This is a genomic window from Parabacteroides sp. B2-S-102 (assembly GCF_023656665.1).
Lineage (GTDB): Bacteria > Bacteroidota > Bacteroidia > Bacteroidales > Tannerellaceae > Parabacteroides > Parabacteroides distasonis.
The window spans coordinates 101200-125152 of the sequence record NZ_JAMOKM010000012.1; the positions used below are offsets into that span (position 1 = coordinate 101200).

A 23953-nucleotide genomic window follows, 5' to 3' on the forward strand; every position below is an offset into this window, starting at 1 on the left:
CGTTACCTTTCCACGGTACGCAGGTCCCTGTTTTCCAGAATCTCGAAATGCTCCGCAAGGAACCCTTGCGGGTTGTTGTCCGAGCGGACCGTGCTCTGCAGGCGGCAGCGTGTCACCAGGGAGCGTTCGGTGATGTTGCTCCCCCGGATGATCATCTGCCGGGCATAGGTGGTGACGCGGTAGGGATAGCTGTCGAAATCGCAGCTCATGCTGTCCACCACCACCGTCTGGTTGACGTTCCCGCTGATGAGCCGGTTGTAGAAACCTTTCTCGTTCCAGTCCCGGTAATACCCGTACAGGCTCTTGTCGGCCAGGTACATCGCCCGGTTTATATTCGACTCGATGGCCGCCTTGTCGGGGGCCAGCGTGAAGAACAGCTCGTGCAGGCGGCGCACGTGCTCCCTCGCTTCCACCGGGCGGTTGCGCGCGGCGTCCTGCGAGAGGGCCATGATGAGCGACTTTCCCTCGTCCAGCACGTAGATCTTCTCCCGCTGCTCCTCGGCGAACCGGTAGGACTTCCAGACGGAGAAAACGGTCAGGAGGGTGCAGGCGGCAAGGAACACGAGGCTGAACAGGCGGATCTGCCTGAACGAGGACTCGATGTTTTTTAAGCTCTTGAATTCCATGTCTTGAAATGAATGAATGTTATTACCCGGTTCGTCCTTACTTCTTCAGCAGCACTCCGGCCACGTTGCCCGTGGATGCCCCGGCTACGGCCCCGCCCACGTTGGCGGCCTTGCTTGCCGTGTTGTTCATGTTCCGGTTGTACGCCCCCATGCCGCCGGCCTGTACCACCCAGTTCGCCACGGTAGGGACACAGAAGTATCCCACCAGCCCGATGAGCATGAACACCAGATAGATGGCCGTCGATCCGTCCGGGGAGAAGACGCTCAGGGGATCCTGTATCATTTCCATCTCGCTTTGCAGCACCAGCGTCTGTATCTTGGCGAGCATCACCCCGAGCAGGTCGGAGATGGGCAGCCAGAGGTATACGCTGATATAACGGGCCAGCCACTGCACGAGCGTGCCCTGGAAACCGTCGAAGACCGAGATCGCGAAGGCTATAGGCCCCAGCACGGAGAGGACGATGAGAAAGAAGGTACGGATCGTGTCCACCACCAGCGAGGCGGCGCGGAAAAGGAACTCCATCACCTTGCGCATGATGGTCTGCACGATGCTTTGCAGGGAGAAGGAGTAACAGGTGTGGGACATCCGCTGCATCACCGCGTAGTCCTCCCCGTTCCAGCCCATGTCGGCAATCTCCTTCTCCAGCTCCTCGTCCGTGGGGTTGAACTCCCCGGTCACGGCCACCTTCAGGGGCATCTCGGAAAGCAGCCTGTCCTTTTCCTCCTGGAACTTCCTCACGTCGAAGGTCTGGTCGTGGAGCATGGCACCCGTTCCCTGCACGACGGGGCTCAGGATACCGTTCAGGCTTCCCAGTACTATCACGTCGAAGAACAGGATGCAGATGCCCAGGCAGAAGGGGCGCAGCATGCCGAACACGTCCACCGGTTCGGCACGCGAGAGGGACTGCCACACGCGGTAGGCTATGTAGAAGAGCGCGCCCAGGGCGGCGATGGCCGTGGCCAGCGTCATCATCGGCTGGCAGAGTTCGGTCATCTCGTCATACAGCCGGCGCAGGATACCGTGCAGGCTGTCGAAAGATAGGGATAGTAATACCATATAGTCTGTATCTTTTTAAAGGTTTACCAATAGCGTTCGTTCTCCCCGTAAAGTTTCAGGACCTGCTCGGTCTCGCCCTTCTCCCTGGCCCGCAGGTAGGAGACGCGCAGGTTCTTTCGGGTATAGTAGTTCACCAGCGTCCTGTAATGTCTCATCTCGCGGTACACCCTTTCTATGAGGTCCAGCCGTTCCTTGTCGGTCATGGACATGCCGGTGGGGTTGATGATGTCCTTCAGCCCGGCCACGGACGCGCTGCTTTTCTTCATGATGTTGTTGTAGCCGAAGGCGATGGCCTCCAGCTCCCGCTGCGTGTAGTTCCCGTCGGTGAGCATCTTCCCGTAGTTCGTCACATAGCTCTCCGAGATTTCCGAGAGCATCAGCACGGACTCCTTGACCTTCAGGCTCCCGCTCACCAGCGAGTTCACGCTCTTGAGCATGTCGTAGTATTTCCGGCTTTGCTCATAGATCTTCGAGGCCTCCTTGAAGGTGGACATGGCGTTCTGCGCCGTCTCGGAGGTCTCCACCATCTCGTTGACGCTGTTCACGATGCCCTGCGCCAGATTGCCCGGGTCGGTCACCACCCATTGCGCGTGCATGGCCGGTACGGTAAGTAAAAAGGCGCACAATGCGCTGAAAATTTTTCGTCTCATTGAATCGTTCTTTTAAATGTTTTACAAAGATTATCTCCTGCCGCTGTTCTTTTCGGCGGCCAGTACCCGTATGGCCTGTTCCATGCTGCCGGTCTTTGCCGCCATCCGTTCCACTTCCAGCTTCTCGCCCTCCTCCGTCGTGTAGGTAAGGTACTCGGCCGTGGAGGTCTCCGTGGCATAGACAGCCGACTGCACGCCTCCCAGTCCTATTCATACCTCCTTGTACCGGCGTGAGGGGTCGTTGGCACGGTTGATGGAGAGGATCTGCGAGCATTCCTTGTCGGTCAGCCCCAAAAGGGTCTGTATCCGTTCGAACTTGTTAAGGTACTTCCTCTGGTCCAGCAGGATCTTACAGTCCGAGTTGTTGATGATGGCCTCCTTCACGATCGGGGACGAGATGATGTCGTCCACCTCCTGCGTCACCACCACCGCCTCACCGAAATACTTCCTGACCGTCTTGAAAAGGTACAAGACATAGGCACTCATATTGGCCGACATCAGGGCTTTCCAACATTCTTCGATCAGTATCATCTTCCGGATGCCTTTCAGGCGGCGCATCTTGGAAATGAACGTCTCCATGATGATGAGCGTCACCACCGGAAGCAGCACCTTGTTCGATGATATGTTGTCCAGCTCGAAGACGATGAACCGCTTGTGGGTCAGGTCGATCTCCTTGTCCGAGTTCAGGAGGAAGTCATAGTCCCCTCCCTTGTAGAACGGCTCCAGCACGTTCAGGAACCCGTCGATGTCGAAGTCCTTCTCGCGCACCCTCTTTTTCTCCATCATCCGGCGGTAGTCGTCACGGACAAACTCGTAGAACCCGTTGAAGTCCGGCCGGAGTTCCGGGTTGTCCGTAATCCTGCGGATATAGGCGTTCACTGCGCCGGAGAGGGCGACCTCCTCGGAGCGTTTCGGCACCTCGTCCTCCCGCTTCCAAAGCGTCAGGATCAGCGTCTTGATGCTCTCCCTCTTTTCCACGTCAAACTGCCGGTCCTCGCTGTAGAAGGGATTGAAGGTGATCGGGCGGTCCTCCTCATATGTTATGTAGATCCCGTCCTCCCCGCGGGTGCGCTCATGGATGAGCCGGCACAGCCCCTTGTAGCTGTTTCCCGTATCCACCAGCAGGATGTGTGCACCCTGCTCGTAATAGTTGCGCACGAGATGGTTGGTAAAGAAGGACTTGCCGCTGCCCGAAGGCCCCAGAATAAATTTGTTGCGGTTTGTCGTGATGCCCCGTCTCATCGGTTCGTCCGAGATATCCAGATGGATGGGCCTGCCACTGAGCCGGTCCGCCATCTTGATGCCGAAGGGCGAGAGGGAGGAGGCGTAGTTCGTCTCCCCGATGAAGAGGCAGGCCGCCTGTTCGATGAACGTATGGAAAGACTCCTCGGCGGGAAAATCGCCCTCCCCGCCGGGGATACCCGCCCAGTAAAGGGTCGGCGCGTCCACGGTATTGTGCCGGGGCTTGCAGCCCATCTGTGCCAGGGCCGAGCCGGTGTCGTTCCGGATGTTCCTCAGCCTCTCCCTGTCCTCCGACCAGGCCATGACGTTGCAATGGCAACGCACGGGGACCAGCCCGAAGGAATGCGCCTCGTTCAGGTACTCCTCCGTCCACTGCCGGTTGATCTCGTTGGCGCGGCTGTAGCGCGAGAGGGAGCGCATATTCCTGGCCGCTTTCTCAAAATTCCGGAGGGTCTCTGCCGGATCATCTATGAACACGTACAGGTTGCAGATATGGTTATGGGGCAGCATCAGCCCCACGGGGGCGGCAAAGGAGAGGCGGCAGTCGCTGCGGTCGGTGGAATACTTCTCGAACCGCCCGTCCGTCCGCACCGCGGCGGGCAAGTCATCCGCGTCGGAAAGCGTATGCACCGAGAGCCGTTTGTCGCCGACGCGCATTTCCGCGCCCCCGAGCCGGATGTCCTCCAGCGTGGTGGTGTCCTCCTGCGAGAGGGAGAAGTATTTCTCCACCAGGCCGGCCTCCTTTCCCTTTCCGGTGATCTCCTCCGTCGTGAGCCGTTCCAGACGGACCAGCCCGGAGTCGCGGATGATGCGCTCGAACTGCTCCACGGCTTCCAGGAAGCGGAGGACGCCGTCCTTGTCGCGGACCTCCCTGGGGAGGATATGCCCCCTGCAGAGGACGGAGAAGTTGCTCTGCTGCCGCATGCGCCCCTTCGTGGTACGGGTGATGAACAGGTACGAGAAGTGGTTCAGGAAGGGCCGCTCGTTGAAATGGAGCTCGAAGCTGCGGTCAAGGAATCCCAGCTCCTCCCTGTCGGTGCGTGCCCTGTAGCCCTCCTCAAGGAACCAGTCCTGACGGTGGACGATGGTATGGCAGGGCAATACCCTAATGGCCTTCCCTCATGCGCCGTGCATGGCCTCGTAATCGTCGGAGGTGAGGGTGAAGATCTCCGGCAGGCGGACCTTGAAGCCGACGGTCACGTCCGCGTCCTTGGAGAGGATGCACCCGTCCTCGACGGCGAGAAGGGGAAACTTACTTTCCAGGGTGGACGCTTTGAGTATGTTTCGCATATTTTCTTCGTTTAAAAAGTGAGGTGATACGTTTTCTGTTGATGATGTAGTAGGGACGGTAACCTGCCGCCGCCAGCTTCATCAGCCCGTGGGGGCCGTATTTCCTGTTCAGGCGGAACACGCCCAGGGTGATTCCCGTGGCCGATACGACGCAGAGAGCGATGCAGAACCAGCGGTTCACGCCCGCCATGTAGAGGATGACGAACACGAGGAAGACGGCGAGCAGGCCGCCGGCAAAGAGGTAGAGGTACTGCGCCTTCAGGCCGCAGAACTCCACGTCCTGCCCGACGCCCTTGTTCAGCTTGTATTCCATATGGCATGGGGGTTACAGGAAGAACGACCTCAGCACCGTGGCCGCCACGATCAGGAACACGCAGGCCCCGAACCAGCTTCCGGCGGTCTTGCCCGTATCCGGATCGCCCGACGAGAACTTGGAATACACGCGGATGGCCCCGATCAGCCCGCAGAGCGCGCCGGCCGCATAAATCAGTTTCACGGCGGGGTCAAAATAGCTGTTCACCATCTGCGTGGCCTGTACCAGCCCGGCGGACCCGTCACCGGCGGCGAACGCGGGGGCTGCTCATGTGGCCAGTCATGCCAGCAGGAAGGCTGTTCTGGCCGGTATGCGCCCGATAAGGGATACCAATACGTCCGTCACTTTGCCCATAGGGGAGAATCGTAAAAATGAATGGGTTCTTGAATGTCTCATTGTTCTTATACCAATTTATAATAAATGTTTGTCAGACTTTCTTTTTTGACAGGCCGCGGGCATCCGGCCCGCGGCTTGTCCTTGCAACCACATGTTTACTGCCGGCATCAACCGGAATCATAATAACCGTACATCGTTACCTCCTTGTGTTAATTGTTTGCTACTCGTGTCGCTCTCTCTTCGGGACGGGATGTTCGCAAGGATCATCCCGAGTCATGATACACTTTCATACCTATATATTATGTCGGATTTCCTTTTTTACGGTCTGCGGACCCGGATGCCCGCGGACCGTTCTTGTAACCGCATGTTTACTGCCGGCATCAGCTGGAATCATGATAACCGTACATCGTTACCTCCTTCTTTAATTGTTTGCTACTCGTATCGCTCTCTCTTCGGGACGGGATGTCCGTAAGGATCATCCCGAGTCATGATATTCTTTCATGCCTGTATTCTATTATGTCAAATTTTTCTTTTAACGGGCTGCGGATCCGGATATCCGCGGACCGTTCTTGTAACCGTATGTTTACTGTCGGCATCAGCCGGAATCATGATAACTGTACATCGTTGCCTCCTTCTTTAATTGTTTGCTACTCGTGTTGCTCTCTTCAGGACGGGATGTCCGCCGGATCATCCCGAATCGTAATATCCGGTCATCGTTACCTCCTTCTTTAAAATTGGACCGTGCCGCCCGGCGGCTTTTGTTTTCTTGGGAAAATGTCCGCAAAGCGGATCAGCTTGAATCATGATACTTCTCCATACATTATATTATTGGTTATCGGGGTATGAAATCCATGATATCGAAATCCCTGATTATGCTTTCCCTGTCCTTTCCCGCTAGCAGGGGCGGCTCCCTGCCACTGTCCACGTACAGTCTTATGTACCGTTTCAATGTCTCGTCGCTGCCTAGGATGCCGGTCTGCAGAAGTCGTTCCACGTTGGTCCCCTCCAGCCGTTCCAATGTCTGGCGGGCATGGGATTGTTCCTGTTCTGAAAGGCGGTCCGTGGTCATGAACCTGGAGAGCAGGTCCATGTCGTCAAAGGTCACGCCTCTGGCGCGATGCGGATCGGGGCGTTCCACATAACCGGTGATCTCGTAGCGTTCCGGCACTTCCCCGTCCTCCGGTCTTCCGAAAGGATTGGGAAATTCGGGCACAGGTACCATTTTCTCTTTCGTGTCCGTATCCGTCCGCTTTTCGCTCATCGCGTATTCCTCGTCCATAGGCGGGGATTGCCATAACCGGTACCGGCTCCTGCCGATGACAGCTTCCTTAGACGCTTCTTCCTGTGCTTCCGCCGGTTTTTCCTTTATCGGGAAACTGGAGGCAGAACGCCGGTTTCCCCTCCATTTAAGGATGCTGCCCGTGTGGACATACTTCTCTATGCTTAGGTAGGAAGCATACAGGAACAGAAGAATGAATGCGTACTCCATACCGTTGTTATTGTCGTTTCGGATCCTGTTCCTCTATCTTCCGGATCAAGTCGGCATGTCTTTCCAGGTGCTCGAATATCACCCGGCTGACAAAGCTGCCTGTCGTGACATCCTCGCGTCCGATTGCCTGCACAAGCCCGGTCATACGTTCATAAACTACCTCGTCGATATCCAGGATAGTGGTCTCTGACGGATAGGAAGCGCGTCGGTAGGATTCAATGAGCCGCGTCAGACTTTCTTCCGCCATCTCTTCGGGATGCTCTTTACGGACCGGTTTCATTGTTACGGTGCAGGAAACCGCATTTGCATTTCCAGTTTTTTCCCTTGTGGATCTGATGTTTTCTTTCATTTTCATATCCATTATTTTAATATAATTGCTTTTTATAGAATTCCTTTATCTTCTCAATCAGGCCGGCTTTTTCCTTGAAATGGTCTATGATGATCCGGCTGGCAACTCCCGCTATTGTAAAGTCCTTGCGACGGACGATCCAGACCAGGTCGGAAAGGAGCCTGTATGCTTCCTTATCGATATGCAGGGGATTACGTCCGGGGGAAGAGAAATCATTCAGGTGGGAATTGATATATTCCCCGATGTCCTGTTCCTCAGATATTCCCCCGGCTTCCGGAAGAGGGATGTCATCTTCCTTACGGACCGGCATTGCTTTGGACGAGCTGGAGCTGTATATCCCTTGCGCACCCAAGGCAGCCACCTTCTCCAGGATAGCCTTCTCGTCAATCTGCCGGGGATTGATCTTTTTTCTTCCGGAACTTTCCATACTATGCGTCTGGTGAGGGTGAATACTTGCCCAGCCCGGTGATACCGCATATCTCGTCTACAAGCTCTACAAGCCCTGATCCTTTTATCTGGCGGTTGTCGGCCGGCAGCAAGGTAGAACGGAAGACACTCCCTTGCAGGGCACTCAGCTCCTTGTTATAACGCTTGGTGTCCGGGATGCATGTTTCCAGCAGGTGCAGCTTCGAGGCCCGCATGACCTTGTTCCATGATTCATAGGTTTCTTTGCGCTCACGTTTGTCGATCATGTTCCAAAACAGGTGGATTCCTCTCAAATCACAATTCCGGCGGGCAACCAGTTCTTCTTCGACTACGGCGGCGAACTGTAAGGAACTCTGCATCACGATATTGTCCGCCTTTAAAGGAATGAAAATGTGGTGCATGGAGGCCACGGTCTGAATTACGCCTATACTGCGGAGCGTGCCGGGAAGGTCGAACAGCACGATGTCAAACTCCATGCCACGTTCTTCCCGGTAGCGGTTGAAGTCAGCCACCGCATTTTCCGGATCGCTCTCTATAATCGGATAAGCAAGTTTCCGGAGCTGTTCATGTTGGCGGTAAAGGGCCACTTTCAGGGAATCGTTCTCCCCGATACGTTCCATGTCACGGCTTCTCATCTGGGTGATGCTGTGCTGGGGGGCATCGCAGTCCACCACGGCTACATTGTATCCCCGCTGGTAATGCAGGATACCGGCCGTGAGTACGGTGAAGGCGGTCTTGCCCACTCCTCCTTTCTGGCTGGCGAATGCGATAAATAAAGGTTCTTTTTCCATTGTCTTTTTATTCTGATGGTTTATACTTGCAGGGGATTCCTGCCGTTTCATGCCACAAAGGAAATAACAAGCGGAATGACCTCAAATACCCTGTCATGTATTGTCATGGATAGTCAGTTTTTGTCATGGCGGAAGGGGCGGTGAAAAGAAAAAAGGCTTTCCCGAAGGGAGTCGTGGAGCCAGCCTCCCTTGGGGAAAACAGGATACGGCGGACATCCGGTACCGTGAAAAAAGAAAAATCCCCGCCGGCACACTTCAAGGCCGACGGGGATCGCAATAATAAAGGAGCGGGCTTCTCAACCCGTGATGTAACCGTACTTTTTCAGGTCGTCCATGAAATGCTCTGGCGTGTCGGTCCTCACCGTCACCCCGTGCAGTTCCCTGTACCGCCCGGAGAAATTTACCATGTACTCCTCGTCGGTGCACTCGCTGTCAAACCAGCTGCCCTCACGCAGGATACGTACAAACTCGGAAGGGTCGGAGGCGACAATCCTGCCGCCATCCGCCAAAATATACATATGCTTGTTCATGCCGATAGTTTTTTCGTTCTTAATTTATAATATAGTTTCTGTTCACTGTCAAGGAAGGGGATGTCCTGAAGTGCGGTGGCTGCGGGTACCTGTCCCCTTGTGGCAAAGGTAACCAATTTGTGGAGAAACAGCACCCAGTTACGTATTTTTGTGAAGTTGGTCGTTCCCGAATGCTGGCGGAACTCGACCGTCTTATGCCGTGAGTAGGCCTCGAGGTTCACCTTATGGTAACGGTCGCCGATCCTTCCTTTCAGCTCGTCCACCGTCCGGGCGGAACGTATCATCCCGTCAGAGACATGGCCCAATCCACGGCAATAATAGTTGTCCCTGCGGGATGCCGGCATGAACCTGTCGATGACCGGTTCCAGGTGCTTGTAGCTCAAGGCCAGGTTACGCCAGGTTTCCATGCTGAAACCGGCGGCATCGATATGTACGTGAAGCCCGCAGCTCTCGTTCACCTTCACGTCACACAGGTCGAGCACCCAGCAGATCTTCTCCAGTTCCCGCAGGCCGGCTTCGCCGACCAGGATCGGACTGACCAGCTCGAAGGTGTTGTTACCGCTTATACTGCTGTCCGTCACGAGTTTCCAATGCGGACGGGTGGTATGGTTGTAGCTTTCCACCGTAACCTCGATACCGGCCTCCCTGAGCTCGCGTGCAAGCCGTTCACGGGAGCAGTTGTAAGCCTCGATCTCAATACCAAACTTGCGGTTGAAAGTGTAATCCAGTGCGGCTGTCGCCGGATGGATATTCAGACCCTCCTCACGTTCCCTCATCCGGCGCAGGGCGTTCACTACAAAACCGTAATTGCCGTTGGTCACCATCCTCGCGATTTCCGCACGGGGAACCCCCAGAAGAAATAGCTGCTGGATCTTGCTTGTCTTCGTTGTCTCTTGTGCTAAAATGCTTCTAATTTGCTCGTTCATAACTTGTTAACTCCTTTATTATTACACTACTAAGGTAATGCTTTTATAGGAGAAGTCGTAATTATAAGAGCCTTATTATCATGCTATTAGCTTACTTTATCTTAGGCTAAAAGTCCTTATTTGAGGTTTCTGAATCTTATCAGCCGCAAGTTCAGGATGACAAAAGGCGACAATATATCGTAACAGCCGGATAGGAGTATATCATGATATGATAAGCCGCATAGGGCGTGATATCGGAATAGGAATAGATGGGGCTATGCTGATAGCGGTATAACGGGTTAACCGAATAGTGATATATCATGATATGACGAGTCGCATAGGACATGATATCGGAATATGGATAGACCGGGTTATGCTGATAGCGGTATAACGGGTTAGCCGGATTGTAATATATCATGATATGGCGAGCCACATAGGACGTGATATTGGGATAGGCGAAGCTACGCCGATAGTGATATAGCGAATTAAAGACTATGGGGAAGACATTTCCCAAAAATAGGTGAATTATACTGCCAATCAATGATATTTCACCTCCGGTTCTTTCTTATATGGCTATATGGTTATAGTACTATCGCAAATAACCATATAGCCGATATGAAGTATTTGTCTTCAAAAGACCGAAAATACGGAAAAACTGGCAAAAAACATATGTGTTTTGCCCCTGACAAAAGGCTTTATAGCATTATCAGGATATAGCGTGATATTCAAAACGTGGTCCGCTCCTGCGGACAGCAAGTTGTGTTTTCGTTAAACGAAAACCGGACGGTTTAACGGCAATTAAGCCGCTAAACCGTCCGCTTCCTAAGCTCCGAAGTCGCTTGATTTGTCATTACGGGTTATTCAAATAAATATATTAGTTTGTTCTTTTGCTGTCAGGATCGTGATTTTACTATCCTGATAGGAAACCGTTAATTTCCTTTAAATGACTTGCCTCCTCCCAATTGCATCACATGAGTGTAAAATCATGGATGCGGCTATCAGCATGTCCATACTGTTAAATGTTAAATATCCCAATTATCCAAAATCCTTTTCCTTCTTTACCATTATAATACAGTAGTAAACTAAAAACAAGGAATAATGATGGATAGGAAAAAGAAAAGGTTGCTTTCTCCATTGTTGGAGCGGACACTGGATGCGTTGAAAGGACAACGTAGCATGCAAACATTAGAGAACTACCATAGTAGTATAAATAAGGTAAAGGAATTTGTGGGTGATGGATGGGAACATCTGACGGTAGAAGACATCACAAGAGGTTGGACGGACAGATTCACCACATGGCTGGAAAGCCACCATGGCGACAAGCCTCAGACCGTAGACTTTTATCTTCGCACGTTCCGGGCTGTGTACGGCCATGCGCTGGCACTTTCTTCCGAGGGCACGGACGGGAAACCTTTCAGCGGACATCACACCGGCGGCAGCTTTCCTGCCAAACGTGCGCTCCGGAAAGAAGAAGTACAGCGTCTGCTCTCGCCCAGCTTGCGGCAGACACTGCCGGAGAACCAGCGTGAGGCGTTGGATGTGTTATTGTTCATCTTCTACGCCCGTGGAATGGTATTCAAGGATGTGTACGGGTTGACCCACCGGATGGTGACGGACCGGCACATCCGTTACCTGCGCAGCAAGACAGGCGTGCCCATTGATGTGGAGGTAGTGCCGGAACTGGAAGAAATCATGAAACGGTACCATCGGGAAGATTCGCCTTTCGTTTTCCCTTTCCTGCACGAGGCAAGGAAAGGATGTCCCGGAAAGGAGCTGCCGGAAGAATCCGCTTTGCGGCGAATCAATCGTACAGCCCGTATGATAGGGCGGAAAGTGGGACTCTCCGTACCTCTTACAACCTACGTGCTGCGCCACACGTGGGCAACATTGATGTTGGAAGACAGCCAGCCTGTGGAACTGATCAGCCAGTGCATGGGGCACACCTCGATACGTACCACGCAGATCTACCTTTCCCGTATCAGTAGCCGGAAGGTTGATACTGCTGTGGACGGCATGTACGACCGTATGCTACGGAAGCCCAAACATAAAAGAAAGGAAAGGGACATCCCGTCCGGTTGCCATCGAAAATCCGAATCCCCTGTATCGCAACCGATGGAAAACGGGAACACACATCCCCATGTTTCCCAAACTCCCGAAAACGAAAAATGTCCCTTTCTTAGCAAGAAAGAGACATTCGTTTCGTGTCACGTGAACACCGTAATATTTTTCGCTGCAAAGGTATATATTTCATACATTTGCAGCAAATTTTCTTCCGCTTTTTTCTCTGTTTCACCTGATATTTCTTCCTGCCTTTCCGCCCTCTATTCTTTCCATGCGATGTGAAACACATTTTCAACCGCCTGTATCACAGAATTATATAAGTTTATTTCCCGTAATGTCTCTTTCTTGCTAAGAAAGGGACGCTCATTAAAGTGCCACCAAGATGTATGGAAAAGCGAAAAAAAATAGACAGGAAAGCAAATCCTGTTTCTTTTTCCCATCCAAATACAGTGAACCGTTGTATTTGCCGTACTATTCGCAAATGTACGGCAAATAGGCAAGAAAACATAAGGAGACGATAAAATGAAACAAATGACGAAGGAAAGGGGCGGGTCATGCTGAGTAACCCCACACGATACGGGCTAATCGCCTGCCGTTACCTTGTATGGGGCTGGCACAACAATGTTTGGCTCAATGCCCCCGAGATAGCGGCGCGTTACCACATGAACGTGCGTGCCCTCTCGCCGGCGTTGCGACGGTTGGTGATGGCAGGCATCCTGCGCTCACAATGCGGAGGAACAAGACCGGGCTTCATGCTCAGCCGTGCACCGGAGGAGGTGACGATGTTGGAGGTGGTGCGTGCGTTGGAAGGCAACTTCCGCATGGACTGCTGTCGCACGGTTCTCCCCTGCGTCCAGTGCTCGTGCGAGACAGACAGCTGTCGGGTTTGCGGAGTGTTCCGGGATATGCTCGACGAGCTTCGGTCGCGGCTGTCAAGCGTTTCGCTCGAAGACCACGCCGCCACGGAAGAATTTTCGGTGGGGGGGTAAAACCCTGCAAACCAATAAGATAATAAATCAGCCGAAAAATACCGGGCGATGACACATGAGAATTAATAAATTAAAAAATACGATATGAGAAAAAAAATCATTCCGTCCCTGCTGCTGGCGGCACTGCTCGCCGGAAAGGCGCAAGCGGGTATCGTGTCGGACAGCCTCCGCACCACGATCTACTACCGCACGGCAAACGCACGGCTGGAGCTTCCCTACATGGACAACGACCGGCACCTTGCGGCACTGGGCGACAGCATCCGTTCTCTGGGAGCCGACCCTGCTGTAGTGCTCAGGCGTATCCTCATTCAGGCGTCCGCCTCTCCCGACGGTAACACGAAGTACAACAAGGAACTCGCCCGGAAACGTGGCGAGAATTTGCGGGATTATTTAAAAGACAACCTCTCTCTGCCCGACAGCATCTTCACACTCCAGCCGCAAGGAGAGGGCTGGAGCGAATTGGCTGAAAAGCTTGGACGTACCGATGCCCCTTGGCGCGACAAGGCAATCGCCATCATCCGTGACACACCCGAGTGGGTGGTACGCGAGGGCAAGGTGGTGGACGGTCGCAAACGTCAGCTAATGAACCTTGCCGGCGGACGCGCATGGCAATACATGAAGGAGAACCTCTTTGATAGCTTACGCAGCGGAGCGTTGGTAGTATGCGAGGTGGAACGAATCAAGCGGGTGATGGACCCCGAGCCGGCACAGGCCGAATTGAAACCGGCATCCGACAACGTAATGAACCCCGATGACACGGCGGACACCACCGAGAAGGAGATCGATACGACAGCCACACTTTATAATAAGGAGGACGATACGATTCCGCAGGACAACGCGGACAAGGAAGAAACGGAAAAGAAACCGTTCTTCATGGCGGTAAAGACGAACCTGCTCTACGACGTGGCCCTCGTTCCGAACGTGGGATTGGAGTTCTACCTCGGCCAGGGGTGGAGTATCAGTGGGAACTGGATGTACGCCTGGTGGAAGAACGACACCCGTCACCGCTACTGGCGTATCTACGGCGGCGAGCTTGACATCCGCAAGTACTTCGGACGGAAGGCAGCCGAAAAGCCATTACAGGGACACCACCTCGGCGTGTACGCCCAAGGTTTGACCTTCGACTTCGAGACGGGCGGCAAAGGATATCTGAGCAACTTCAGTTACGGTTTCGGGTTGGAATACGGTTATTCGCTGCCTGTCGCCAAGCGTCTGAACATAGACTTCGGTCTCTGTATCGGCTACGGTGGCGGCAAGTACAAGGTATATGAGCCGGAGGACGATTGCTACGTGTACAAAGAGACAAAACAGCGCCACTGGTTCGGCCCGACCCGGGCTGAAATCTCACTTATTTGGTTGCTGGGAAACGGCAATCAGAATAGCAAGAAAGGAGGAACGAAATGACACATATACGGATATACAAGGAATTGCGCAAGGCAATCGCAGGATGTCTGGCGGTAATGCTGCTGCCTTTATTCACGGCCTGTGAGCACAAGGATCTGTGTTACGACCATCCGCACTCGGCGAGCGTGGAGGTGGTGTTCGACTGGACGGAAGCTCCCGACGCCCACCCTGCCACGATGAGCCTTTACCTCTATCCGGAGGACGGTTCCGAGCCGATGCGTTACGAGTTCACCAAGCGCGAGGGCGGTACCATCGTCGTTCCGGAGGGTATGTACGATGCCCTTTGCGTAAACAGCGACAAGGAGACGCACCGCATAGTTGACAAGGAACGTATGGAGACATTTCAAGTGACAACGGGGAACACCCGCTCACTGCGTGGGACACTGGCCACGAGGTCGGAAACGGCACCGAAGGCACGCGGAGCAGAAGAGGAACGCAACGTAATGGAACCCGAAGCCCTGTGGAGCGACCATGCCGAGAGATTGGACATCAGCCCGGCGAGCGGCGTGAGGCGGATCGTCCTGACCCCGAAGCCACGGGTGAACACCTGCTCGGTGGAGGTCAGGAACGTGGAGAACCTGCGTCACGTAAGTGCCCTTAGCGCATCGCTGACGGGCATGGCTGGCGGCTGGCTGGCAGGAATTGACGAGCTGACAACTGAGAAGGTGACCATCCCGTTCGAGGTATGCGCCAACGAGGACAAGACTATGCTGACGGGCGATTTGAGCTTCTTCGGACACTGCCCGAAGGAAGCCGGAGAGCACAAGCTGATGATCTACGCGCTGATGTCAGACGGCAACACCTACTACTTCGAGGCGGACGTGACCGGCCAGCTGCATGATCCGGCACAGGATCCGACGCACATCGTCATCGTGATCGACAAACTGCCGCTTCCGAAACCCATCACCGGCGGCGGAGGCTTGCAGCCTACCGTAAAGGACTGGGAGGAAGTTCACATCAGCTTGCCGATGAGCTAAGCAGAGAACAAGTGGAACAGAAAAGTAAAAATACAAGTATATGAACAAATCTATTTATATATGTGCGGCTGCTGCGATGATGCTGGCTTCATGCTCCAACGACGAGGTCGTGGAACAAGCGCAGGAGAATGCTATCAGCTTTCGCAGCATGATGGGTACGAATACCCGTGGCGTGGTGGCTGACGTTAGTAATTTGAATACCCTCTGCGTGACGGCTTATCAAGGAACAAACCTGTACCTTGACAATATCATATACCAAAAGGACGGTACAGGGTTCTTTAACTCTGCCAAACCTTATTATTGGCCAGAAACCGGTGAATTGACTTTCACGGTGCTTTCTGGCAACTGGAGCGGTACCCGTGATTTCACCAGTTCTACGGAGCAATGGATGAGAAATGTCACCATTAACGATGATATTGCCAAGCAGGAAGACATGACCTATGTCAGCAACGTGACGGGAACGAAAGCCGCCAACGGAAAAGTGGGCGTACCATTAGAAATGAAGCATGCGCTTGCTCAAATCCAAATCAGTGCCAAAAATGAAAATAAAAACTATGCCTACAAGGTGAAAGGTATCCGCATATACAGCGCGTTGGGAGGAGGTGATTTTGATTTCAAAAATGAAAAATGGTATGATAATGGGGCATTCAAGTGCTATGAGACCACTTATGATACACCGATAGATTTAACGGAAACTGCCCAATCCATTATGGGAAAAGCAGGCAATGCCATTGCGTTGCCTTATATAGTGAAGGCTTGGGACGGAAAGCAATCCGGAGGTGGTTTTGAGATACCATTATCTTTAAATCCGGCAGATCAAAATGCCGTCGTAGGTTCTTACATATCCGTTTTGGTAAATATCCAGATGAAGTTAGGAGCGACTGTTTATCCCGATAAGGTTGGCGGTTATGCTTGGGCTGCCGTACCAGTATCATTTGAATGGGAAAAGGGCAAGAAGTATGTTTATACGCTCGACTTCACCAATGGTGCCGGAAAAGTTGACCCCATGGATCCGGGAACTGACTGGGATGCAAGCAAAGACCCTGCCAAGGCGCAACCCGTCTTGGGCGGTCTGATACGCTTCGGTGTGACGGTCAGCGAGTGGGGCACTGATGACAAGAACGTGGACCTGAAAGACTCGGAAAAGTTCGATGTCACGGTGGACGGTTGGAGGGACGAGACGAAAGATGCTCCCCTGCAATGAATCTGAAAAATTATACAAAAGGTTATCAATCAAATATTTTTTAATTTTAATTTTAATTTTTTTCAATTATGAACAAAATGATTTATTTGTGCGCAGCGGCTGCTTTGACGCTGGCATCATGTTCAAACGACGAGACTGTGGAAGTGGCACAGCAGAAAGGCATCAGTTTTCGTGCCGTAACAGGACTAAACACACGTGCCTCTGAAGTGACAACAGCCAACCTGAGTGCCCTCAAGGTTACAGCCTTTTGGGATAAGAACAACAACAAGTACGACGGTTTTGATACTGAAGTTGATTATGTAAAGGATGGTGGTGTATTTAATTCTGCCGTTTCAAAATTCTGGCCAAAAGATGAAAATGAAATGTTGAGTTTCACCGCTTTCTCTGACAACTGGACAGGAACGAAAACCATTACAGACAAGAATACCATCAGCGTGGCTGGTGTGAAGATTGCAGGTACAGTAGCTGACCAAAAAGACATGGTATACGTTACAGGCGTGACCGGAACCAAGGCTGCCAATGAAACGAACGGTGTCGCATTGACATTGGGACACGCCCTTTCCCAGATCCAAATCTCTGCAAAGAGCGACAATACGGTCTACACATACCAGGTGAAAGGTATCCGTATCTCAAATGTTGACGGAGAGGCCAACTTCAATGTCGTAAATGGTACGTGGAGCAACAACGCTGCAAACGACCAGATTTATGAAGTGAAGTATGCCACTCCGGTAACTTTGAATGGTACTGCCCAGAGCATTATGGAACAAAAGCCGGATAACGGCACTAACTACAGTGACAATCTCATGCTGATCCCGCAAGGAGCTACCACGGCTTGGAACGTTGAAGACGACAAGATAAATACCAACAAAGGTACATACATCTCTGTACTGTTGAAAATCAAGAAAGGTACTGAAAATGTTTTCCCTGCTGAAGGTGATGATGCTTACGGTTGGGTTGCCGTTCCTGCTTCATTCACTTGGGAAAAGGGCAACAAGTATGTCTATACTTTGGACTTCACCAACGGTGCCGGACGTGTTGACCCTGTAACCCCCGGACCAGACGTTAAACCGCAACCGGGCGGAAAAGACCCGGACAAGGGAGACAAGATCTTTGGCGATCCAATCAAGTTCACCGTTACGGTTACTCCTTGGAATCCCAAGGATAACGGTATCAATATGTAATCCGATATCCGTATAATCAAGAATCAATCCAAACCGCACTTCCGCCCGGTGGCTGTCCGCTGGATAGCACAGTACAGCCAAGGTAGGGAGTGCGCCCATCAGGCCGGACGAGGTTGAATGCAAGGCCGCCCACATACGGGGCGGCTCCTTTTCCGGTCACACAGAAAAGACAATCTAAAATAAAGAATAACTATGGCAAATAAAGCGATTCATGTATTGGCGGCAGCGGCGTTGCTCCTTGTCTCGTGTTCCAACGACGACACGGTGCAGGTAGCCTCCGGGACGGACATCCACTTCCGCACGGTAGTGGGCATGAGCACCCGTGCCCTCCCTGCCGACCTTGCCGGGCTGAAAGCCGCCGGCTTCAGCGTGTCGGCGTTCGCCACGACTGACAACGAGGAGAAATACGGATTTCGGGACCTGCTGTTCACGCACGAGGACGGCACGGAGAACGACTGGACGTCTGACCCCGTGAAGTATTGGCCGGAGGACGGCAGCGAGTTGCGCTTCGTGGCGGTCTGTCCCGAAGCCTCTGCTTGGGGTGGCACCTACGAGGGCGAAAAGCCCGGTGAGCTGAAAGTGACCGGCTTCAGTCCGGTAGCGGACATCACCGGACAAAAAGACCTGCTGGCAGGTTATGCCTCGGGCGATAGGAACAATGCCGCCAAGACGGAGATAGAGTTGCGCCACGTGCTCACGCAGGTAGAGGTACGTGCCAAGAACACCAATGCGACCTACCGCTACGACGTGAAGGCGGTACGCATCGGTTCCGTCCATTCCACGGGCGACTACACGTTCCCTTCGGAAACAAATGCCAACGGCAGCTGGACACTGAAGGACGGAAGCTACGCCTCCTATACCACCGCAGAGCTGACAGATCCGATACGCCTCACGTCTGACGCGAAAGGACTGATGGACGACAGTGGCACGGCGATGCTCCTTCCGCAACAACTTACGGCATGGGACACGAAAGACGACAAGGAAAACAAAAAGAACGGTTCCTATATCGCCCTGCTGTTGAAGATAACCACTGAAGCGGGTAGACAGGTCTATCCCTCCGCCGAGGGTGAATACGGCTGGGCGGCAGTGTCCATCGGAGGCCACGCGGAGAGCAAGAAGAACCTCTGGCAGCCGGGCGACAAGTTTGTCTACACGCTCGACTTGAGTAACGGTGCAGGGGTAATGCCCCCGGACAGCCCCGATCCCGGTGAACCGGTGCTGGGACAGCCCATCCGCTTCACGGTTACGGTGAATAACTGGGTGATTCGCCATCAGGACGTGAATCTGTAAGACAGAAAACGAATTACGAATAAAAAACGAATGACAGATATGAACTACAAGAACAAACTGATGGGCTTGTCGCTCATCCTATTGGCGGCGTTCTCCGCCTGTACGGACGATGTGGAGAACGGAGGACGTGACTCGGGCACGGACGACCACCGCATCACCTTTGCCGTGGGCACGGAATCCCCCGATGCCCGGACACGGGCGGACGGCAGCCTTCCGGATGCCGCCGGATCATACGAGACCAATTCCGTGGAGATGCAGGGCAAGCTGGACGGAAAAAACGTCTACCTCACTGCCGAAGTCTCTGACGGTCTCCCGGGTGACGACCAACCCTTGACACGAGGTACGCAGGTGACGGGGGTCGCACAGGTGGATGAATTTAGCGTGTCGGCTGCTATTTTAGATGCTAACGTTTTTGAACCCGAGACGTTGGATGTGATGTACAACGTGAAGGTGGCGAAAGACAACGCCTCTTCCACATGGACTACCGGAACGCCGTATTACTGGCCTACCGGCAAGAAACTGACTTTTTTCGCTTGGTATCCTTACAACTCGAAGAACCTGACCATCCCGAAAGACAACAATGTCAAGGATACAAAGCTGTTCTACGAGATACCCGAACAGGTAGCCGACCAAGAGGACTTTATGATGGCCAACAGCTATGAAGTGAGCGAGACATCAAGCGTGCCGATTTTTTTCAGACATATGCTCACGGCGGTGAAGTTCAAGACGAGCAACAACATCCCTGCCTGCACCGTCAAGTCCATCTCCCTGAAAGGAGTGAAATACAAAGGCTATCATAACTGGCAAGCACATGGCAGCGGTATATTACCTTGGGATCCGGATGCTGACACCAGAGACTTCACCTTGGACTTTCCCAATGGAAAGGAGGTAGCCGAGAATACCGAGACCGAACTCACGGGAAAGGGCGAGACTTTCTTCATGATGCCGCAGACATTTGGAGATGACAGCGAAGCCCGTTTGGAAGTGACGTTGGAGATGAATGGCGTGGAGCAGACCATCGGTGCCAAACTGAAGGATCTTGCCAATGCTTATGGTTCGTCAGTTTGGAATCTGACAACAACGGTTACATATAATATCTCGCTCGACCAGAATGTCGAGTTGGAATTGAACAAGGATGTCTTCGTGGCTTCGGGTGCCGACGCCGTGATTTATGTGAAGAGCAACTGTGACTGGGAGTGTACACTGAGCGACCCGAACGGCATCGCCGGCAGCGCCGCACCGGCCTTGTGCAAGCCGACGCTGAAAGGTAGCACCAGCGGAGTGCAGTCGGACAGTTTCGATAATGAAAACGCGAAACTCACCCTTGAAACCATCCAACCGACCGACACTGAGACGCGCAAGGGCAAGGTGAAGCTCACGTTTACGTTCCCTTCCAAACCGGGAAAGACGGTAGAGAAAGAGGTGACGCTGACTTCCAGTCTGATGGTGGAATATCCGACAGGAAGTGACATCTGGTACAAACTGTCCCAAGGGTCTATGAGTTGCCACGACTTGATGACCACCGATACGCCCACCTTGCCCGATAATGCCGACTTTGCCACGGCTATAGCCAAGGTGGTAGGTGCCGATGTGACATATAGTCGCGAACTGGTAGCGACAAGAACTGGAGGAACTTCTTATGATGGCGATTCGGCCGTCTTCACTTACTTCGGTATCCGCAGAGCCAAAGCCGACGGTTCGACCATCTTGGTGAACCTTTCCAGAATCACCTTGGAGAACTATGGCGGTTCAACTTTCGATGAAAAGAACTTCATGACTTGGGGTGGAACTTACTATCCAATAGGTAGCACATGGACGGTGACCAAAGACAACTATAATGTGAAGACTCACGTAGACGACATGGGTATGGATTTGCCTGTTTGGCAAAGCTCTGCCATGGGTAACTGGGGATATGACCAAGCGTATGACTATAGTAGTTCTACTTTCCGCTATCCCGGTTACCACACCATCAAGAATAACAAGTTCGGCTACTACTCCATTGAAAAGGTCTCAAATTGAGAAACAGGCAAGGCAAGATCAATAACAGTTTGAACAATAAAAAAGACAAGATATGAACTACAGGAATAAACTAATGAGCCTTTCGCTCATCGCGCTGGCGGTATTCTCCGCCTGTACCAACGAGATGGAGAACGGCACTCACCCAGGAAAGGGAGACCAGCGTTTGAGCTTCGCCGTAAGTATGGGGGGCACGAACGCATGGAAACCGACAGCCGGCACTCGTGCGGCTTCCGATTTAGGGGAGAGTACGTACGAGCTGGAACCCGTTGAGATGGAAGGCAAGGTGAACGGAAAGACCGTCTACCTTACCGCAGAAGTGACGGACGGATTTCCCGGTGACAACCGGATGATGACACGCGGTACACAGGTGACCGAAGACAACAAGACGAAAGACAGAATCATGGAGACTTTCGCCGTATCGGCCTATACGGATATTAAGGGTACGCCCGACTTCATGTATAATGTGCCGACAACGAAAGGAAGCCCTGAGAACGGTACTACCTATTGGTATCCCGAAGAGAAATTCTACTGGCCGGGCGTCAAGTCCCTGAACTTCTATGCCTGGTATCCGCACACCGCCAACGCGGAGGGCTTGACCGTATCGGGTGCGGACGAGAACGGTACTCCAAAGCTCCATTACACCGCTCCCGAAGACGTGAAGAAGCAGATGGACGTGATGACGGCTGTCGCTACCAACCAGGCAGAACAGGAAGCCATTCCATTGACATTCGATCATGCCTTATCGGCCGTGAAATTCGTGGCAGGAAGCGACCTCCCCAACTGTGTGGTAAAGTCCGTCAAACTGTACAACTTGCAGTATGAAGGCACGTATGATATTGCCTCTTCCACTTGGGCGGAAGTAAAGTCCGATAAGAAAGATTTCACCGTCAGTTGGGGTTATAACGCAGTGGAAGGCACAGAAGGTTCGCCTGTTACTCGGGAAGACGAGACTTTCTTCTTGGTGCCGCAGGCCTTGGACGGTGCAAAGGTGGAGGTGACGTTTATGAATACCGACAACACCGAGTTCACTGTGGGCGCAGCCCTCACTGGGACGTGGGAAAAAGGGAAGACCTATATTTATAAAATCTCGCATAACTTTGTTTACTTGGGTGTATCGAACGAGAAGTTTATAGCCTACGTGGATAAGACGGATGAGATGAAAGATCAGGTAGCTTTCTATATAACTTTCAGCTCGTCTGACCCAAATGACACGCGAATGATCCTTTCTGCTGAAAATTCTGGTCTGACCGTTACCCCTAAGACAATAACACCCGGCTCAAACATCCCTATCAAAGTCTCTTGGGATGGAACAAAAGATTGGTTATATTCCAGTGTGATGATAACTAAAAGTGTGGGTGACTTCCAAGCTGGAAAAGAAGATAAAATGCTTTGGATAGCTCGCCCCAATGTCGAAGCAAATCGTGTAGATGGTGAAACAAATATCTTTGAAGAGGATGGCGGGTTCTGGGTTTATTCCGTGCCGGAAACAACCAGCCAACCGTTTAAAGATGAACACTCCGATGGTGACATTATTGAAGTTCAAAATATAACAGAATCGGACTGGTTGGCTATAACCCCATCACCCACTTACAACAAGAATACGAAATACCAAGCCATCTACAATAATGCATCGAAGGGTGACTTCTACTTGCAGACGCTAAGCATCCCGAGTGAGAATCGCTTTGCCTCGCTGCTTGCATGCAAGGAGGATATGAGCAAAAACATCATGTACTGCGTGGAGCAGAAAGCCTTTACCGCCGACTTCGGGTTCAAGGATTGCGAACGAAATATTTCTCGTGAGGCGGAGAAGTGGAATATCTCCTTGACAGGCGGACGCTTCAAGGATGGAGCACAGATAAAGGCCCGTATAGTGATGGATGCCGGACAAGACGGAGTAATGGATGATGGTTCTCTTACGTATGGGGACGATGCACTCATAACCTGTACTTCTACGGGCGGTACGGCATCATACGTGAAGAAACGGTGGGACACACAAGAGAACACGGCTACAAACAATGGCAAACGTACCGTTCATTTACAAATACAGAATGCAAACGTGGATGATGATTGGATAGATCTGAATGTCACCGGGACAATGCATGATTGGATGACTTGGGGTAGAGAATCACAGATAAATGAAGATTTTGTCATTGCACATGCTTCTTCTGGAGTTCGTCTGGGAGATGCTACATACGGATCGTTAAACAAGTACAATTATTGTATCGTTCCCCTTTATACCACTTGTTGGAATGTTCATAAAGACCATCCTTTCTTCGGAACGACCCAATGGCAATGTACAGGAAATACGTGTGGCGATCCTGCATATATGTGGTGGAGTGCTGCTATGAGCAAAAATAATGTATATGTAAAAGATGTGTCTGGAAGTTCACTATACAACGTGAAAGCAACTGTAAGAGCCATTTCTACTACCAATTCTTATACTTACAAAGACTATATAGAAGGTCGATTAAGTACTCCGGGCCAATATATGTATGTTCCTGTACAAAATGCAAGGTGGTATACTGATAGTGAGGGTGTGAGATACTTTACTACAAGTGAAACCGCAACATCTTTTGCTGTCAAGTATATCCAAAATCGTCCTACAAACGATACACCCATAGAACAAGAAACCATTTATAATAATTACAGAGCTTATTCCGATAAGTATAAGTAATACGCTCAACCTATTATTTACAATTTAAACTTTAGAATCATGAAAGTAAATTGCAATTCAGAAAGACGCATCGGATGGTGTAATTTACTTTCATAACCAACAAGATATATATACACTTTAAATACATCAAGACCCTCCCCAGCACAGCGG

19 protein-coding genes and 2 pseudogenes are annotated in these 23953 nt (G+C 52.1%); 9 read left to right on the plus strand and 12 right to left on the minus strand.

The features are described 5' to 3' along the window. Positions 1-2: 2 nt before the first annotated feature. The 12 genes and pseudogenes from traK to NBH07_RS15230 form a co-directional block, all read right to left on the minus strand. Positions 3-626 carry a conjugative transposon protein TraK gene (gene traK / locus NBH07_RS15175; RefSeq protein ID WP_075964279.1) on the minus strand — a complete coding sequence of 208 codons (624 nt, stop codon included), beginning with the start codon at positions 624-626 and terminating at the stop codon, positions 3-5. 37 nt (positions 627-663) lie between these two features. Then, positions 664-1683 (minus strand): conjugative transposon protein TraJ, encoded by a 1020-nt coding sequence (gene traJ, locus NBH07_RS15180; RefSeq protein ID WP_075964280.1) that lies wholly within the window; start codon positions 1681-1683, stop codon positions 664-666. Positions 1684-1706: 23 nt separating this feature from the next. Next, on the minus strand, positions 1707-2333 hold the full coding sequence (locus tag NBH07_RS15185; protein ID WP_075964281.1) for a DUF4141 domain-containing protein: 627 nt from the start codon (positions 2331-2333) through the stop codon (positions 1707-1709). A 30-nt stretch (positions 2334-2363) separates the two neighbouring features. After that, positions 2364-4865, minus strand: a pseudogene (locus tag NBH07_RS15190) (TraG family conjugative transposon ATPase). Then, positions 4828-5178 (minus strand): DUF4133 domain-containing protein, encoded by a 351-nt coding sequence (locus tag NBH07_RS15195; protein WP_075964283.1) that lies wholly within the window; start codon positions 5176-5178, stop codon positions 4828-4830. The pseudogene NBH07_RS15190 and the gene NBH07_RS15195 overlap by 38 nt, the downstream one beginning before the upstream one ends. 12 nt (positions 5179-5190) lie before the next feature. After that, positions 5191-5442: pseudogene (locus tag NBH07_RS15200) on the minus strand (DUF4134 domain-containing protein); the annotation flags it as partial. A gap of 904 nt (positions 5443-6346) precedes the next feature. Then, on the minus strand, positions 6347-7003 hold the full coding sequence (locus NBH07_RS15205) for a hypothetical protein (RefSeq protein WP_258885245.1): 657 nt from the start codon (positions 7001-7003) through the stop codon (positions 6347-6349). A gap of 7 nt (positions 7004-7010) precedes the next feature. Further along, the gene (locus NBH07_RS15210; RefSeq protein ID WP_244155016.1) at positions 7011-7358 is read right to left on the minus strand and encodes a DUF3408 domain-containing protein; all 348 of its coding nucleotides are present in this window, start codon (positions 7356-7358) and stop codon (positions 7011-7013) included. A 10-nt stretch (positions 7359-7368) separates the two neighbouring features. Then, on the minus strand, positions 7369-7779 hold the full coding sequence (locus NBH07_RS15215) for a hypothetical protein (protein WP_044130067.1): 411 nt from the start codon (positions 7777-7779) through the stop codon (positions 7369-7371). Between the two features lies 1 nt (position 7780). Further along, a complete protein-coding gene (locus tag NBH07_RS15220) occupies positions 7781-8569 on the minus strand; it encodes a ParA family protein (protein WP_044130069.1) in 789 nt (262 codons plus the stop codon). 296 nt (positions 8570-8865) lie between these two features. Then, a complete protein-coding gene (locus NBH07_RS15225; protein ID WP_075964286.1) occupies positions 8866-9099 on the minus strand; it encodes a hypothetical protein in 234 nt (77 codons plus the stop codon). Further along, positions 9096-10025: an amidoligase family protein gene (locus NBH07_RS15230; RefSeq protein WP_075964287.1), complete on the minus strand. Its 930-nt coding sequence runs from the start codon at positions 10023-10025 to the stop codon at positions 9096-9098. Before NBH07_RS15230 ends, NBH07_RS15225 begins: the two co-directional genes overlap by 4 nt. 1077 nt (positions 10026-11102) lie before the next feature. Between NBH07_RS15230 and NBH07_RS15235 the strand changes: the two genes are divergently transcribed. The 9 genes from NBH07_RS15235 (at position 11103) to NBH07_RS15270 (ending at position 23803) form a co-directional block, all read left to right on the plus strand. After that, positions 11103-12347 carry a tyrosine-type recombinase/integrase gene (locus NBH07_RS15235; RefSeq protein WP_128133929.1) on the plus strand — a complete coding sequence of 415 codons (1245 nt, stop codon included), beginning with the start codon at positions 11103-11105 and terminating at the stop codon, positions 12345-12347. A gap of 272 nt (positions 12348-12619) precedes the next feature. Continuing rightward, complete coding sequence (locus tag NBH07_RS22640) at positions 12620-13054, plus strand: RrF2 family transcriptional regulator (protein WP_350469273.1); 435 nt, start codon at positions 12620-12622, stop codon at positions 13052-13054. A gap of 537 nt (positions 13055-13591) precedes the next feature. After that, positions 13592-14458 carry a DUF3575 domain-containing protein gene (locus NBH07_RS22645; RefSeq protein ID WP_244051137.1) on the plus strand — a complete coding sequence of 289 codons (867 nt, stop codon included), beginning with the start codon at positions 13592-13594 and terminating at the stop codon, positions 14456-14458. Further along, on the plus strand, positions 14455-15435 hold the full coding sequence (locus tag NBH07_RS15245; protein ID WP_250833534.1) for a DUF5119 domain-containing protein: 981 nt from the start codon (positions 14455-14457) through the stop codon (positions 15433-15435). Before NBH07_RS22645 ends, NBH07_RS15245 begins: the two co-directional genes overlap by 4 nt. 40 nt (positions 15436-15475) lie before the next feature. Continuing rightward, positions 15476-16639, plus strand: coding sequence for a fimbrillin family protein (locus NBH07_RS15250; protein WP_250833535.1), 1164 nt, complete (start codon positions 15476-15478; stop codon positions 16637-16639). Between the two features lie 68 nt (positions 16640-16707). After that, entirely contained in the window at positions 16708-17820 is a 1113-nt protein-coding gene (locus tag NBH07_RS15255) for a fimbrillin family protein (protein ID WP_250833536.1), read from the plus strand. 192 nt (positions 17821-18012) lie between these two features. Beyond that, positions 18013-19110, plus strand: coding sequence for a fimbrillin family protein (locus tag NBH07_RS15260; protein WP_250833537.1), 1098 nt, complete (start codon positions 18013-18015; stop codon positions 19108-19110). A gap of 39 nt (positions 19111-19149) precedes the next feature. Beyond that, positions 19150-21129, plus strand: a complete 1980-nt coding sequence (locus tag NBH07_RS15265) for a fimbrillin family protein (RefSeq protein WP_250833538.1) — start codon at positions 19150-19152, stop codon at positions 21127-21129. A 52-nt stretch (positions 21130-21181) separates the two neighbouring features. Then, positions 21182-23803 carry a fimbrillin family protein gene (locus tag NBH07_RS15270; protein ID WP_250833539.1) on the plus strand — a complete coding sequence of 874 codons (2622 nt, stop codon included), beginning with the start codon at positions 21182-21184 and terminating at the stop codon, positions 23801-23803. Positions 23804-23953: the final 150 nt, after the last annotated feature.

What these genes read in the sequence shown, in the direction of transcription:
- traK (WP_075964279.1), bottom strand. Translation starts at nt 626, where the DNA reads ATGGAATTCAAGAGCTTAAAAAACATCGAGTCCTCGTTCAGGCAGATC.
- traJ (WP_075964280.1), bottom strand. Translation starts at nt 1,683, where the DNA reads ATGGTATTACTATCCCTATCTTTCGACAGCCTGCACGGTATCCTGCGC.
- NBH07_RS15185 (WP_075964281.1), bottom strand. Translation starts at nt 2,333, where the DNA reads ATGAGACGAAAAATTTTCAGCGCATTGTGCGCCTTTTTACTTACCGTA.
- NBH07_RS15195 (WP_075964283.1), bottom strand. Translation starts at nt 5,178, where the DNA reads ATGGAATACAAGCTGAACAAGGGCGTCGGGCAGGACGTGGAGTTCTGC.
- NBH07_RS15205 (WP_258885245.1), bottom strand. Translation starts at nt 7,003, where the DNA reads ATGGAGTACGCATTCATTCTTCTGTTCCTGTATGCTTCCTACCTAAGC.
- NBH07_RS15210 (WP_244155016.1), bottom strand. Translation starts at nt 7,358, where the DNA reads ATGAAAATGAAAGAAAACATCAGATCCACAAGGGAAAAAACTGGAAAT.
- NBH07_RS15215 (WP_044130067.1), bottom strand. Translation starts at nt 7,779, where the DNA reads ATGGAAAGTTCCGGAAGAAAAAAGATCAATCCCCGGCAGATTGACGAG.
- NBH07_RS15220 (WP_044130069.1), bottom strand. Translation starts at nt 8,569, where the DNA reads ATGGAAAAAGAACCTTTATTTATCGCATTCGCCAGCCAGAAAGGAGGA.
- NBH07_RS15225 (WP_075964286.1), bottom strand. Translation starts at nt 9,099, where the DNA reads ATGAACAAGCATATGTATATTTTGGCGGATGGCGGCAGGATTGTCGCC.
- NBH07_RS15230 (WP_075964287.1), bottom strand. Translation starts at nt 10,025, where the DNA reads ATGAACGAGCAAATTAGAAGCATTTTAGCACAAGAGACAACGAAGACA.
- NBH07_RS15235 (WP_128133929.1), top strand. Translation starts at nt 11,103, where the DNA reads ATGATGGATAGGAAAAAGAAAAGGTTGCTTTCTCCATTGTTGGAGCGG.
- NBH07_RS22640 (WP_350469273.1), top strand. Translation starts at nt 12,620, where the DNA reads ATGCTGAGTAACCCCACACGATACGGGCTAATCGCCTGCCGTTACCTT.
- NBH07_RS15245 (WP_250833534.1), top strand. Translation starts at nt 14,455, where the DNA reads ATGACACATATACGGATATACAAGGAATTGCGCAAGGCAATCGCAGGA.
- NBH07_RS15250 (WP_250833535.1), top strand. Translation starts at nt 15,476, where the DNA reads ATGAACAAATCTATTTATATATGTGCGGCTGCTGCGATGATGCTGGCT.
- NBH07_RS15255 (WP_250833536.1), top strand. Translation starts at nt 16,708, where the DNA reads ATGAACAAAATGATTTATTTGTGCGCAGCGGCTGCTTTGACGCTGGCA.
- NBH07_RS15260 (WP_250833537.1), top strand. Translation starts at nt 18,013, where the DNA reads ATGGCAAATAAAGCGATTCATGTATTGGCGGCAGCGGCGTTGCTCCTT.
- NBH07_RS15265 (WP_250833538.1), top strand. Translation starts at nt 19,150, where the DNA reads ATGAACTACAAGAACAAACTGATGGGCTTGTCGCTCATCCTATTGGCG.
- NBH07_RS15270 (WP_250833539.1), top strand. Translation starts at nt 21,182, where the DNA reads ATGAACTACAGGAATAAACTAATGAGCCTTTCGCTCATCGCGCTGGCG.